Origin of the sequence: Streptomyces scopuliridis, from assembly GCF_042790125.1 — a bacterium.
Classification (GTDB): Bacteria; Actinomycetota; Actinomycetes; order Streptomycetales; family Streptomycetaceae; genus Streptomyces; species Streptomyces scopuliridis_A.
Map to the genome: position 1 here is coordinate 43,465 of NZ_JBHTZS010000020.1, position 11,868 is coordinate 55,332.

Annotated in this window: 13 protein-coding genes; 6 read left to right on the top strand and 7 right to left on the bottom strand. The window is 70.6% G+C overall.

Annotated features, from left to right (window positions below; translation table 11 throughout):
- Positions 1-3 precede the first annotated feature (3 nt).
- The 3 genes from ACFRKB_RS26355 to ACFRKB_RS26365 form a co-directional block, all read right to left on the bottom strand.
- Complete coding sequence (locus ACFRKB_RS26355) at positions 4-1,827, bottom strand: glycosyltransferase family 2 protein (protein WP_383108918.1); 1,824 nt, start codon at positions 1,825-1,827, stop codon at positions 4-6.
- A 116-nt stretch (positions 1,828-1,943) separates the two neighbouring features.
- Entirely contained in the window at positions 1,944-2,237 is a 294-nt protein-coding gene (locus tag ACFRKB_RS26360) for an MTH1187 family thiamine-binding protein (protein ID WP_031091528.1), read from the bottom strand.
- A complete protein-coding gene (locus tag ACFRKB_RS26365) occupies positions 2,234-2,578 on the bottom strand; it encodes a DUF3817 domain-containing protein (protein WP_249953461.1) in 345 nt (114 codons plus the stop codon). Before ACFRKB_RS26365 ends, ACFRKB_RS26360 begins: the two co-directional genes overlap by 4 nt.
- Positions 2,579-2,788: 210 nt before the next feature.
- Between ACFRKB_RS26365 and ACFRKB_RS26370 the strand changes: the two genes are divergently transcribed.
- From ACFRKB_RS26370 to ACFRKB_RS26385, 4 genes are all read left to right on the top strand, one after another.
- Positions 2,789-3,382, top strand: a complete 594-nt coding sequence (locus ACFRKB_RS26370) for an AIM24 family protein (RefSeq protein ID WP_383109006.1) — start codon at positions 2,789-2,791, stop codon at positions 3,380-3,382.
- Positions 3,382-4,032, top strand: coding sequence for an AIM24 family protein (locus ACFRKB_RS26375; RefSeq protein ID WP_383108920.1), 651 nt, complete (start codon positions 3,382-3,384; stop codon positions 4,030-4,032). The genes ACFRKB_RS26370 and ACFRKB_RS26375 overlap by 1 nt, the downstream gene beginning before the upstream one ends.
- On the top strand, positions 4,029-4,820 hold the full coding sequence (locus ACFRKB_RS26380) for an AIM24 family protein (protein ID WP_383108921.1): 792 nt from the start codon (positions 4,029-4,031) through the stop codon (positions 4,818-4,820). Before ACFRKB_RS26375 ends, ACFRKB_RS26380 begins: the two co-directional genes overlap by 4 nt.
- 115 nt (positions 4,821-4,935) lie before the next feature.
- The gene (locus ACFRKB_RS26385) at positions 4,936-5,412 is read left to right on the top strand and encodes a MarR family winged helix-turn-helix transcriptional regulator (RefSeq protein ID WP_383108922.1); all 477 of its coding nucleotides are present in this window, start codon (positions 4,936-4,938) and stop codon (positions 5,410-5,412) included.
- A gap of 259 nt (positions 5,413-5,671) precedes the next feature.
- Here the strand turns inward: ACFRKB_RS26385 and ACFRKB_RS26390 are convergent, their stop codons facing one another.
- Both ACFRKB_RS26390 and ACFRKB_RS26395 read right to left on the bottom strand, forming a co-directional pair.
- Positions 5,672-7,219: a sensor histidine kinase gene (locus ACFRKB_RS26390; RefSeq protein WP_383108923.1), complete on the bottom strand. Its 1,548-nt coding sequence runs from the start codon at positions 7,217-7,219 to the stop codon at positions 5,672-5,674.
- Complete coding sequence (locus tag ACFRKB_RS26395; RefSeq protein WP_383108925.1) at positions 7,216-7,878, bottom strand: response regulator transcription factor; 663 nt, start codon at positions 7,876-7,878, stop codon at positions 7,216-7,218. Before ACFRKB_RS26395 ends, ACFRKB_RS26390 begins: the two co-directional genes overlap by 4 nt.
- Positions 7,879-8,001: 123 nt before the next feature.
- Between ACFRKB_RS26395 and ACFRKB_RS26400 the strand changes: the two genes are divergently transcribed.
- Positions 8,002-8,808 carry a PepSY domain-containing protein gene (locus tag ACFRKB_RS26400; RefSeq protein ID WP_383108926.1) on the top strand — a complete coding sequence of 269 codons (807 nt, stop codon included), beginning with the start codon at positions 8,002-8,004 and terminating at the stop codon, positions 8,806-8,808.
- 127 nt (positions 8,809-8,935) lie between these two features.
- On the opposite strand, the gene meaB is transcribed toward ACFRKB_RS26400, so the two are convergent.
- Positions 8,936-9,895, bottom strand: a complete 960-nt coding sequence (meaB, locus tag ACFRKB_RS26405; RefSeq protein WP_383109007.1) for a methylmalonyl Co-A mutase-associated GTPase MeaB — start codon at positions 9,893-9,895, stop codon at positions 8,936-8,938.
- Between the two features lie 58 nt (positions 9,896-9,953).
- Positions 9,954-11,153, bottom strand: a complete 1,200-nt coding sequence (locus tag ACFRKB_RS26410) for an acetyl-CoA C-acetyltransferase (protein ID WP_383108927.1) — start codon at positions 11,151-11,153, stop codon at positions 9,954-9,956.
- A gap of 144 nt (positions 11,154-11,297) precedes the next feature.
- Between ACFRKB_RS26410 and mce the strand changes: the two genes are divergently transcribed.
- Positions 11,298-11,726, top strand: a complete 429-nt coding sequence (gene mce, locus ACFRKB_RS26415) for a methylmalonyl-CoA epimerase (RefSeq protein ID WP_365752275.1) — start codon at positions 11,298-11,300, stop codon at positions 11,724-11,726.
- The last annotated feature ends 142 nt before the right edge of the window (positions 11,727-11,868 follow it).

Sequence of the window (11,868 nt, forward strand, 5' to 3'; positions counted from 1 at the left end):
GGGTCAGTTCCCTCCTGTCGTCGTCACAGGCGTCACGTGCGTCAAGGCCACCGCGGCGAACGCGGGCTCGGGGGCCGGCTCCGGGGCCGGGCCTTCGGCGGCGTCCGCGGCGGTACGTTCGGAGGCCGGTACGGCATCGGGGCCGGCCCGCTCGTCCAGCAGTGTCCAGACCCAGACGCCGACCGGCGCGAGCGCGATCGCCAGCGCCAGGACCGCCCAGGTGCGCATCGCCGCGTGGGTGTGGCCGAGGATCACCGACGCGACGAGCGAGGCGATCAGTACGGCGGCCCAGAAGAGATGGAGCCGGAAGGTCAGCAGCCGGTCGGCGCTCGCCCGGCCGCCCTTGGGGGTGACCACGAAGCGCCCGCGCGTACGGAGCAGCGCCGAGATCAGCGACCTCAGATAGACCGGCGCGGAGAGCGCGGACATCACCATTCCGGCGAGACCGCCCGAGCCGCGCGGCTCGTGGGGCGAGACATTGTGCCGCCGGTTCCAGAGATAGAGCCCGATCTGGAGGGCGGCGGCGTCGCTGTAGAGCATCAGCAGGACCGAGGACGAGACCTGTGTGCCGGAGGCGCCGAACCAGAGGAAGAGAACGCAACTGAGAATGCCGAGGAACCAGTTGACGGCGGTCATCGGGTAGTAGACGAGCATCAGCGTGTAGCTGAGCAGCCGTCCGGGCGGCAGCCGGAACGGTGCCTTCCAGTACTGCTTGAGCAGCGTCTCGTACGTCCCCCGCGACCAGCGCAGCTGCTGGGTGAAGAAGTCGGTCCAGGAGGCGGGGCCCTCGCCCACGGCCAGGACGTCGGGGGTGTAGACGGAGCGCCAGAACCGGCCGGTGACGGGGTTCCTGGTGCGGTGCAGCTCGAACCCGGTGGCCATGTCCTCGGTGATCGAGTCGTACAGCCCGCCGATCTGGAGGACCGCCCTGATCCGGACGACATTGTTCGTACCGACGAACATCGGGGCGTGGTAGCGGTTGCCGGCCCGCTGGATCAGGGCGTGGAACAGGAACTGCTGGGACTCGGCGGCCTTGGTGACCGGTGAGCTGTAGTTGCCGTACACCTGGGGGCCGACGACGAAGGCGGTGTCCGGGTCGCGGAAGTAGCCCATCATCCGCTCCAGGAAGTTCGGGAGCGGGACGTGGTCGGTGTCGACGGAGGCGAAGAAGTCGTAGTCCTCGCCGTGCATGGCGAGCCAGGCGTTGTAGTTGCCGTGCTTGGTGCGCGCCTTGTGCACGCCCCGCGGGCGGTTCCACTCCGGTATGCCGTGCCGGGTGAAGTGGCGCACCCCGAGCTCCTCGCAGAGCGCCCTGGCCTCGCCGTCGTCGCCCTCGTCCAGCAGCCAGATGTCGAGCGGGCCGCTGTGGCGCAGCCGTACGGCCCCTTCGAGCGTGGCCCGCACCATGGCGAGGGGTTCCTTGCCCGGGACGTACGTGGTGAGGAACGCGACGCGGGTGCCCGGTTCCGCGGGGACGGGTATGGGGTCCCTGGCGACCATCGTGGCGTGGGCGACCGACGTGACGTTGACGAGCGTGAAGAGGGCGATGAGCCCGATCGACCCGAGCATCACGTGGTCGAGGACCACCAGCCAGCGGGCGGCGCCGTCGCGCTCGGTGCGGTGGGTGGGCCAGACCAGATAGACCAGCAGGGCGCCGGAGAGCAGCGGCGCCAGGGCCATCAGCAGGACGGCTCTTATTCGGTGGGGCTCGCGGGCGAGCAGACTCCGGTAGCGCACCCGGTAGGCCGCGGCCCGGTCCGGTTCGCTGAGCGGGCCGGCCAGGCAGCTGTGGACGTCGTAGTCGTACTCGAAAACCTCCGGCCGCACGGATGCCTCCAGCTGTCGCACCAGATTGATATCCCTACAAAAAGGGACATTTACCGGCGTGTCGACTGGAGGCGTCCGTGCGGGCGGTACTCAGCGCGGAGGTTACCGCGTACGGCTCAGCCGGCGAGGTGGCGCTCCACCGTCTCCACCTTCGAGGTGAGACCGTCCGTGACCCCCGGCCGGATGTCGGCCTTGAGGACGAGCGAGACGCGCCCGGCGCGGGCCTCGACCGCGGCGACGGCCCGCTTCACGACGTCCATCACCTCGTCCCACTCCCCCTCGACCGAGGTGAACATGGCGTCCGTACGGTTGGGCAGCCCGGACTCGCGGACGACACGGACGGCGTCGGCGACGTACTCCCCGACGTCCTCCCCCACGCCCAGCGGGCTCACCGAGAAGGCGACGATCACGCGTTCACCGTGCCCTCGCGGCGCGCCCGGGAGGCGATGACCTCGTCGTCGGCGGCGCGCTTGAGCTTGCGCTCGGCGAAGAAACCGCCGGCCGGCAGGACGGAGAGGACGAAGTAGAGGGCCGCGGTGCCGAAGGACCACTTGGTGCGGTTCCAGGCGTCCAGCCAGAAGACCACGTACAGCACGAAGAGCAGGCCGTGGACGGCGCCCATCACGGGGACCGCGTTGAAGTCCGTCGTGCGCTTGAGCACCGAGCAGACGAGGAGCAGCAGGAACGACACGGCCTCCGGGGCGGAGACCAGACGGAGGCGATGGAGGGAGGAGGCGGTCTTGATGTCCACGAGGAGGCACCTTCGGCATCGGGGGCAGCGATCTTGTGAATGTGCGCACAAGCGCGCTCTCATTGTGGCAGCCCGGCTTTGCCCGACCGTTATCAGGGTCCGGTCGGGGGCGATCGCGGACCATGGGCCCTGTTCGCTGTCGGTGCCGCCCGTTACCTTCGATCCGTGGCTCAGTTCCGACTGCAAGGCAGCAAGGTGCTCGCCGTCGACATGACCGGCGACGCCGTCAAGGCGAAGAACGGCTCGATGGTCGCGTACGACGGCCGGATGGCGTTCAAGAAGATGACCGGCGGCGGTGAGGGTCTGCGGGGGATGGTGACCCGCCGGCTCACCGGCGAACAGATGACCGTGATGGAGGTGAAGGGTCAGGGCACCTGCTATTTCGCCGACCGCGCGAGCGAGATCAGCCTTGTCTCGCTGCATGGCGACAAGCTCTTCGTCGAGGCGAGCAATCTGCTCTGTGTCGACGCGGGGCTGCGTACCGGCACCTCGTTCACGGGGCTGCGGGGCGGGGCGTCCGGCAATGGCCTGTTCACGACGACCGTCGAGGGCATGGGCCAGGCCGCGATCATGTCGGACGGCGAGGCGGTGATCCTGCGGGTGACACCGCAGTACCCGCTCTTCGTCGACCCCGGCGCGTACATCGCGCATCAGGGCAGCCTCCAGCAGAAGTTCCAGTCCGGCGTCAACTTCCGTACGTTCATGGGCGAGGGCTCGGGTGAGGCCTTCCAGATCCGCTTCGAGGGCGACGGGCTCGTCTACGTACAGCCCAGCGAGCGGAACACGATCGGGGGCGATGTCTGATGCCGTTCCGTGAGATCAATTCGAGGATGGTCGAGGCGACGGTCCTGCCCGGCCAGAAGATGTTCAGCCAGCGCGGCGCGATGCTCGCGTACCGCGGCGAGGTCAGCTTCACCCCCAACATCCAGGGCGGCCAGGGCGGTCTGATGTCCATGATCGGCCGGCGGGTCGCCAACGAGGCGACCCCGCTGATGACGGTCGAGGGGAGCGGCACGGTGATGTTCGGCCATGGCGGCCATCACATCCAGGTCATCAATCTGGCGGGCGACACCCTGTATGTGGAGGCGGACCGGCTGCTGGCCTTCGACGGGACGCTTCAGCAGGGCACGATGTTCATGGGCTCGCAGGGCGGGGTCATGGGCATGGTGCGCGGACAGGTGACCGGCCAGGGCCTGTTCACCACCACGCTCAAGGGCCATGGCGCGGTCGCGGTGATGGCGCACGGCGGGGTGATCGAGGTGCCCATCGCCCCCGGCCGGGAGGTCCATGTGGACCCGCAGGCGTATGTCGCGCACCACGGCGACGTACGGAACAAGCTGTCCACGGCGCTCGGCTGGCGCGACATGGTCGGACGCGGCTCCGGCGAGGCGTTCCAGCTGGAGCTGAGCGGCAGTGGCGCGGTGTACGTCCAGGCGTCGGAGGAGAAGCTGTGAGCGCGCCCGTGATCCATGACCCGATGACGCTGCCGAGCGACGACAACGTCAACGCGTACACCTTCTGTGTGGAGTTGAAGGGGAGCCAGTGGTTCCTTCAGAAGGGGAAGATGATCGCCTACTACGGGCAGATCAACTTCGACGGCATCGGCCACGGCCGGTTCGAGCGGCTGGTGCGTTCGAGCTTCCACTCACCTCTGCACGCCAGTGACTGGGTGGTGGCGGAGGGCAGCGGCAAGATGCTGCTCGCCGACCGCGCCTTCGACGTCAACTCGTTCGACCTGGAGGACGGCAATCTGACGATCCGGTCCGGGAATCTGCTGGCGTACCAGCCGACGCTGGCGCTGAAGCAGTCGATCGTGCCGGGCTTTCTGACGCTGATCGGTACGGGGAAGTTCGTGGCCGCGTCCAACGGGCCCGTGGTCTTCATGGAGCCACCCCTGCGGGTGGATCCGCAGGCGCTGGTGGGCTGGGCGGACTGCCCGTCCCCCTGCCACCACTACGATCATGGCTATATGTCCGGAGTGCTGGGCGGTATCCGGTCGTTGACGGGGATCGGTGGTACGTCGGGCGAGGAGCATCAGTTCGAGTTCGTCGGGGCCGGGACGGTGCTGTTGCAGTCGACGGAGCAGCTGATGGCCGAACAGCCGGTGGGCGCGGTCACCTCGGAGCCCGGGGTGCCGGGCGGGGGTGGTTCCTCGGGACACTCCGGGCATCAGGGGTCACAGGGGTCCACGCCCCGGATGCCGGGGCAGCTCGGCGATCTCCAGCGTCGCTTCGGTCTGTGAGCGGTAGTCTGCGGAGTGTGACGTCGAACTCCTGCGCCCCTGGCGGGTGATCGGGTGCGCGGTGTCACATCCGGAGGCTTCGTACAGATTTCAACTTCTTAGGTAGAATCCATACATGGAGACCGAGACCGCAACCCGCTGGCTGACCGACGCGGAGCAGTGCGCCTGGCGCACCCATCTGGATGTCAACAAACTGCTGACGCACCAGTTGGAGAAAGACCTTCAGCCGTTCGGCCTGACCATGAACGACTACGAGATCCTGGTGAACCTCTCGGAGTCGGCGGAACGGCGCATGCGGATGAGTGACCTCGCGGCCACCACACTTCAGTCCAAGAGCCGACTTTCCCATCAGATCACCAGGATGGAGACCGCGGGGCTGGTCCGCCGCGAGAACTGCGAGTCCGACCGGCGCGGGCTCTACGCCGTCCTGACGGACCAGGGCATGGAGACCATGCGGAAGGTCGCGCCGCACCATGTCGAGTCCGTGCGGAAGCACTTCATCGATCTGCTGACGCCCGAGGCGCTGGCGGAGCTGCGGGCGTCGCTGACGCCGGTGGCCGAGCAGCTGCGCGGACGGCGCGGCAAGAGCTGAGCCGATACGGGCGTGGGGGGCGGGGCCCCCCCCCCGGGGCCCGCCGGCCCCCCCCCCCCCCCCCGCCCCGGGCCGCCCCCCCCCCCGCCCCACCCCCCCCCGCCCCCCCCCCGCGGGCGCCCCGCGGCCGGGGCGGGCGCTCCATTCGCTCCGCCTAGCGGGGGGGCCCGGCGCCCCCCGCGGCGGCGGCCCGGCGCCCCACCCCGCCGCCCGGCTGCCGGCTGCCTCACCGCCAGCTGCCTCACCGCCGGCTGCCCGCTCAGGCGTCGGCCTCGGCCTCGGCGGTGTCCGCGCCGGCCGCCCGGGGCAGGCGCAGCTCGAACAGGGCGCCGCCCTCCGGAGCCCCGCCGACCGTGAGCGTGCCGTCATGGCGCGCGGCCACATCGCGCGCGATGGCCAGCCCCAGACCGGCGCCGCCGTCGTCACGGCTGCGCGCGTCGTCGAGCCGTACGAACCGCTCGAAGATCCGCTCGCGCTCCGCCTCCGGCACCCCGGAGCCGTCGTCGGCGACCGCCAGCACCACCTGACCGCCCGCCCGGTACACGGACGCGGTGACCGACGCGTGCGCGTGCCGCTGGGCGTTGTCGAGGAGATTCCCCAGCACCCGCGCCAACTGACCGCGTGAACCCGCCACTTCGAGCCCCGGCCGGACATCGAGCGTGACCGGGACACGGTCCGTGGTCCGCTGCGAGACCTCCTCGCGGACCATCGCGCCCAGGTCGAACCGCGCCCGGCCCGGCCGCTCCCCCGCGTCCAGCCTGGCCAGCAGCAGCAGATCCGCGGCGAGCTGCTGGAGCCGTACGGTGTCCGCGACCGCGCCCGGCACATCCAGCAACTCCGGGTGGGCGTCGCCCACTTCGAGCTGGGTACGGAGCGAGGCGATGGGGCTGCGCAGTTCGTGCGAGGCGTCCGCGACGAAGCGGCGCTGCCGCTCGACGGCGGCCTCCAGCGCGGTGAGGGTCTCGTTGGTCGTACGGGCGAGCCTGGCCACCTCGTCGTCCGAGGCGGGCTCGGGCACCCGCCGGGAGAGATCCGTCGAGGCGGTGATGGCCGCCATCTCGCGCCGGATGCCCTCCACGGGCCGGAACGCGCGCCGGGTCACCAGCCAGGTCACTCCCCCGACGACCAGCAGCAGGACGGGGAGCCCCAGCAGCATGGAGGCGGTGGTCGTGTTGACCGCGGTCTGCCGGTCCGCGAGCGAGGCGCCCGCATGGACGACGACCGTCTCCCCCGCGCGGTCGGTCACCTCGACCCTGGCGAAGCGGTAGTCACCGGTCCTGCCGTCGACCGTCGCGCTGCCGTCGGTGTAGGTGGTGCGGTCGCCGATCTCGCCGACGGCGGGGTCGTCGTCATCGCCACCGCTGTCGTCCCCGCCCTTGTCGTCGCCCCCGTGGTCGTCACCGGATCCGTTGTCGTCATCGTCGTCACCGGGCGCGGCCGGTGACCCCGGGGCGGGGCTCTTCGCGGGGGTCACCGCGGACACTCCCGTACCGCCGATCCGCTGGAGGTCCTCGCTCGCGGCGAGCAGCCGGCCGCCCTCGTCGGTGACCTGTACGGGATGTCCGGCGTCGTCCGGCAGGCCGAGCCCGGCGTACGACGTCTGGTCGGGCACCAGGGAGGCGATGTCCAGGGCGACTTCGCGCGCCGCCGCGTCGGCGCTCCGGTCGGCCTGCCCGGTGAGGTTCGAGCGGAGCGAGAGGACGACCGCGATCCCGGCGGCCACCAGCGCGACCGCCACGACGGCCGTCGCGCCGAGCGAGGCCCTGGCCCGTACGGAGGACGCGAACCGGCGTCCGCCCGCGCTCATGACGCGACCAGCCGGTACCCGGCGCCGCGCACCGTCTGGATGGCCGAGGCACCGAGCTTGCGCCGCAGGGCGCTGATGTAGACCTCGATGATGTTGGGGTCGCCGTCATAGGCGAAGTCCCAGACGTGCTCCAGGATCTCGGGCTTTCCGACCACCTCGCCGGCCCGGACGGCGAGCTGTTCCAGTACGGCGAACTCCTTGGCCGTGAGCGCCACTTCGGTCCCGTCGCGGAAGACCCGGCGGGCGGCGGTGTCGACGCTGAGACCGCCGATCCGCAGCACGGGCGAGGGGCCGGCCGAACCACGGCGGCGCAGCAGGGCCTTGACCCGGGCGACGAGCACGACGTACGAGAACGGCTTGGTCAGATAGTCGTCGGCGCCGGTGTCCAGCCCCTCCGCCTCGTCGTACTCGCCGTCCTTCGCGGTGAGCATCAGGATCGGTACGTCATGACCGGCCGCGCGCAGGGCGGCGCAGACGCGGTAGCCGTTCATGCCGGGCAGCATGATGTCGAGCACGACCAGGTCGTACACGCCCTCGCCCGCCCGGTGCAGCCCTTCGAGGCCGTCGTGGACGACATCGACGGCGAAGCCCTCGGCCCTCAGCCCCTTGGCGAGCGACACCGCGAGCCGCTTCTCGTCCTCCACGATCAACAAACGCATGCGCCCAGCTTCCCAAACGGAACCTGAAGATCACTTCAGCCGGCTTCAGGCTGGCTTCAGCTTCCCTCCGCCACATTGAAGTCGTTCCACCAGGGACACGGACCGACTCGGGGAGGACCCCTCATGAAGCGCAATCTCGTCATCGCAGCCATCACCGCGGCGGCACTGATCGGCGGCGGCACCTACACGGCGGTCGCCATGGGAGGCGACGACAGCCGGGCGGCCACGGGTACGGCGACACCGCCCGCGCCGGTCGCGCAGCTGGGGACGGGGTCGGACGACTCCGGGAACGACATCCTGGACGACTCGCAGGACGGATCCCGGGACGGGTCCCAGGACATGGGGAAGGACTCCACGGTGAAGCGGCAGCCGGCCGCCGGTGGCGGTACGGGCCTGACCGCGAGCGAGGCCGCGGTCGCGGCCCTGAAGGAGTACCCGGGCGCCGTGGCCTCCGTCGAGCGGGACGACGACAGCGACGGCCGCTGGGAGATCGACCTGTTCGGCACGGACGGCCGCTGGTACGAACTGCGGGTCGACGCGGCCACCGGCACGGTACGGGTGGACCGCGACGACGACAGGGACGACGACCGCGACGACGACCACCGCGACGACCGTGCCGCGCTGCGCGCCGCCTCCGTGGACGTCCAGCGCGCGACGGCCGCCGCCCTCGCCTCCGTACCCGGCACGGTGACCTCCGCCGAGATCGACGACGACCACAACGGGCGCTGGGAGGTCGACGTACGGGGCGAGGACGGCCGTACGCACGAACTGAACGTCCACGCCAAGACCGGCAAGGTCACCGTGGACCGCGACGACGACAGCCGGGACGACCACGGTGACGACGACGGCCGTGGCGGACGCGACGACCGCGACGACCGCGACGACCGCGACGACCGCGACGACCACCACGACGACCGTTACGACGACTGAGCCCGCGGACGCCCACCCGCACACCGCCCGGCCACCACGGCCGGGCGGTTCGGTGCGTCGGGCCCCACCCGTCAGGCCCCACCCGTCAGGCCCCGTCCGTCAGGCCCCGTCCGTCACGCCCCGTCCGTCACGCCCCGTCCGTCAGCCCCGCCACCAGTTCGTCCGCCGCCGTGTACGGGTCCAGCTCCCCCGCCACGATCCGCTCCGCCAGCGCGCCGAGCCGCCGGTCGCCGTGCAGATCGCCGATGCGCTCGCGGAGCGTGGTGACGGCGATGGTCTCCACCTCATGGGCGGCGCGGCGGGCCCGGCGCCGGGTGAGGGCGTCGTGCTCCTCCAGCCAGGCGCGGTGCTTCTCCAGGGCCTCCACCACCTCGTCGATGCCCTCGCCCCGCGCGGCGACGGTCTTGATGATGGGCGGCCGCCAGTCGCCGGGGCCCCGGGATTCACCGAGGCCCAGCATGTGGTTCAGCTCACGGGCCGTCGCGTCGGCGCCGTCGCGGTCCGCCTTGTTGACCACGTACACATCGCCGATCTCCAGGATCCCGGCCTTCGCGGCCTGGATGCCGTCGCCCATGCCGGGTGCGAGCAGCACCACGGAGGTGTCGGCCTGGGAGGCGATCTCGACCTCCGACTGACCGACCCCGACGGTCTCCACCAGGATCACGTCGCAGCCCGCCGCGTCCAGCACCCGGATCGCCTGCGGGGCGGCCCAGGCCAGGCCGCCGAGATGGCCGCGGGTGGCCATGGAGCGGATATAGACGCCGGGGTCGGAGGCGTGCTCGGACATCCGGACGCGGTCACCGAGCAGCGCCCCGCCGGAGAAGGGGGACGAGGGGTCGACGGCCAGCACCGCGACCCGCTTGCCCGCCTTGCGGTACGCGGCGACCAGCGCGGAGGTCGAGGTCGACTTGCCGACCCCGGGCGATCCGGTCACGCCGATCACGTAGGCGTTGCCCGCGAGCGGTGCCAGCGCCGCCATCACCTCGCGCAGCTGCGGGGACGCCCCCTCCACCAGTGAGATCAGCCGGGCCACGGCCCGCGGCCGGCCCTCCCGTGCCTGAGCCACCAGCTCGGGGACGTCCTGCATCACAGCTCCGTTCCTTCGGTCCGTATCCGCACCCGCACCGCTTCGTCCCGCTCGGTTCCTACTTGGCGACGCGCAGGATCAGCGCGTCGCCCTGGCCGCCGCCACCGCACAGCGCCGCCGCGCCGGTCCCGCCGCCGCGCCGCTTCAGCTCCAGCGCGAGATGGAGGACCAGGCGGGCGCCGGACATGCCGATGGGGTGTCCGAGGGCGATCGCGCCGCCGTTCACATTCACCTTTTCCGGGGAAACCCCGAGGTCCTTCATTGACTGCACCGCGACCGCCGCGAACGCCTCGTTGATCTCGATGAGATCGAGGTCCTCGACGCCGAGGCCCTCCTTCTTCAGGGCGTGCTGGATCGCGTTCGACGGCTGGGACTGGAGCGAGTTGTCCGGCCCCGCCACATTTCCGTGCGCGCCGATCTCCGCGATCCACTCAAGGCCCAGCTCCTGGGCCTTGGCCTTGCTCATCACCACGACCGCCGCCGCGCCGTCGGAGATCTGCGAGGACGTGCCGGCCGTGATCGTGCCGTCCTTGGCGAACGCGGGCCGCAGCTTGGCCAGGGACTCCACGGTCGTCTCCGGGCGGATGCCCTCGTCCTGTGCGAAGAGCACCGGGTCGCCCTTGCGCTGCGGGATCTCCACGGGCGCGATCTCGGCCTCGAAGACCCCGTTCTTCTGGGCCGCCGCCGCCCGCTGGTGGGAGAGCGCGCCGAACTCGTCCTGCGGGGCGCGCGTGATGCCCAGCCGGGTGTTGTGCTTCTCCGTCGAGGCGCCCATGGCGATCCCCTCGAACGAGTCGGTCAGTCCGTCGTACGCCATGGAGTCGAGCATCTCGATCGCCCCGTACTTGTACCCCTCACGGGACTTGGGGAGCAGATGCGGGGCGTTGGTCATCGACTCCTGGCCGCCCGCGACCACCACCTCGAACTCGCCGGCCCGGATCAGCTGGTCGGCCAGCGCGATCGCGTCGAGTCCGGAGAGACAGACCTTGTTGACGGTGAGCGCGGGGACGTTCATCGGGATGCCGCCGTTGACGGCGGCCTGACGTGCCGGGATCTGCCCTGCCCCGGCCTGCAGTACCTGGCCCATGATCACGTACTGCACCTGGTCGCCGCTGATCCCGGCCCGGTCCAGCGCCGCCTTGATCGCGAAGCCGCCCAGCTCCGCGCCGGAGAAGGACTTCAGCGAGCCCAGGAGCCGCCCCATGGGGGTGCGGGCGCCCGCGACGATCACAGACGTGGTGGTGTTCGTATCCGACATGAGACGCGATCCCCTTTGCGTACAGCTGAGGAGTGAACGAGGGTTTACTTTCAATGTACTGAGCGGCTCTCCCGTGGGTCATCAGGCAGCGCGTGTGATCGCGCGCACGTTGCGTAATCACCTCGGTGGCGCTGCACTGTCCCCATGCTGACGCGAATCGACCACATCGGAATCGCCTGCTTCGACCTCGACACGACCGTCGAGTTCTACCGGGCGACCTACGGCTTCGAGGTCTTCCACACCGAGGTCAACGAGGAGCAGGGCGTCCGGGAGGCCATGCTCAAGATCAACGAGACGTCCGACGGCGGGGCTTCGTACCTTCAGCTCCTCGAACCGATCCGGGAGGATTCGGCCGTCGGGAAATGGCTGGCGAAGAACGGCGAGGGCGTTCACCACATCGCGTTCGGTACGGCGGATGTCGACGGTGACGCCCAGTCGGTCCGTGACAAGGGCGTACGCGTTCTGTACGACGAGCCGCGCACCGGCTCCATGGGCTCCCGCATCACGTTCCTCCACCCCAAGGACTGCCACGGCGTACTCACAGAACTGGTCACCTCCCGCCCGGAGCACTGACCTTAAGGATTCCCGGCCCGGTAGAGTGGGGCGCTCCGGGCCGGGGCCGGGCCGGGGCCGCGCCCCTGCCGTAGATCTGTCACCATTCCCCGGGGGGCCGTTCGCCGCGAACGGTGCTCAATTGGGCAGTTGCGACCAGGGG

Excerpts from the sequence above, each read along its gene's own strand:
- ACFRKB_RS26370 (WP_383109006.1), top strand. The coding sequence starts at position 2,789 with ATGACCGGCGACGCCGTCAAGGCGAAGAACGGCTCGATGGTCGCGTAC.
- ACFRKB_RS26375 (WP_383108920.1), top strand. The coding sequence starts at position 3,382 with ATGCCGTTCCGTGAGATCAATTCGAGGATGGTCGAGGCGACGGTCCTG.
- ACFRKB_RS26385 (WP_383108922.1), top strand. The coding sequence starts at position 4,936 with ATGGAGACCGAGACCGCAACCCGCTGGCTGACCGACGCGGAGCAGTGC.
- ACFRKB_RS26390 (WP_383108923.1), bottom strand. The coding sequence starts at position 7,219 with ATGAGCGCGGGCGGACGCCGGTTCGCGTCCTCCGTACGGGCCAGGGCC.
- ACFRKB_RS26395 (WP_383108925.1), bottom strand. The coding sequence starts at position 7,878 with ATGCGTTTGTTGATCGTGGAGGACGAGAAGCGGCTCGCGGTGTCGCTC.
- ACFRKB_RS26400 (WP_383108926.1), top strand. The coding sequence starts at position 8,002 with ATGAAGCGCAATCTCGTCATCGCAGCCATCACCGCGGCGGCACTGATC.
- meaB (WP_383109007.1), bottom strand. The coding sequence starts at position 9,895 with ATGCAGGACGTCCCCGAGCTGGTGGCTCAGGCACGGGAGGGCCGGCCG.
- ACFRKB_RS26410 (WP_383108927.1), bottom strand. The coding sequence starts at position 11,153 with ATGTCGGATACGAACACCACCACGTCTGTGATCGTCGCGGGCGCCCGC.
- mce (WP_365752275.1), top strand. The coding sequence starts at position 11,298 with ATGCTGACGCGAATCGACCACATCGGAATCGCCTGCTTCGACCTCGAC.